Raw genomic sequence first — 673 nt, 5'->3', positions numbered from 1 at the left:
GTCAACGCAAACGGCGCGGCGCTGAAGAACCGCGTGACCCTCAAGTACGGCACGCGCGGCGAAGTGCTCGAGGAGTACACGCCGACCGGGTGGCTCACGCACACCTACGACGAACTCGGCAACCGCAGCCAGACGACGATTTCGGGCGAGCGCACGATCGACTGGCTGCACTACGGCTCCGGCCACGTCCACCAGATCCGCATGGACGGTGCGGCGATTGCCGATATGGAGCGCGACGACCTGCATCGCGAAATCTTGCGCACTCAAGGCAAGCTGACGAGCCATATCGGCTACGACAATGTGGGCCGGCGTGTGCACCAGAGCGCGCTGCGCGGTGCCGCGCCGGATCCGTTGCTCGCCAAGCAGTGGCATTACGATCTGGCCGGCGACATGATCCGCAAGCAGGATCTGCGCTATGGCGCGACCGCGTACCGCTACGATCCGACGGGGCGCATCGAGCAGGCGGCGGGACCGGGCCTGCCTTCGGAAGTGTTCCGCTGGGACGCGGCGGCGAACCTGGTGTCGAGCGATCATCCGGGTGGTTACGTCGAGCACAACCGGCTGAAGATGTTCGAGGACAAGCGCTTTGAATACGATGCGTTTGGGCGGCTGTCACGCAAGTTGAGCGGGCGCGGGCCCACGAAGGATCAGACCTTCGAGTATGACGACTGGC

The 673-nt window shown here is 64.9% G+C and carries 1 pseudogene; it reads left to right on the top strand.

What is annotated here, in order from left to right:
• Positions 1–673, top strand: a pseudogene (locus tag U5782_RS41305) (type IV secretion protein Rhs); the annotation flags it as partial.

It is taken from the genome of Paraburkholderia sp. J67 (assembly GCF_905220265.1).
Taxonomy (GTDB): Bacteria; Pseudomonadota; Gammaproteobacteria; order Burkholderiales; family Burkholderiaceae; genus Paraburkholderia.
Note: the sequence above shows the minus strand (reverse complement) of the source record. Positions and strands in the feature narration are given on the sequence as shown.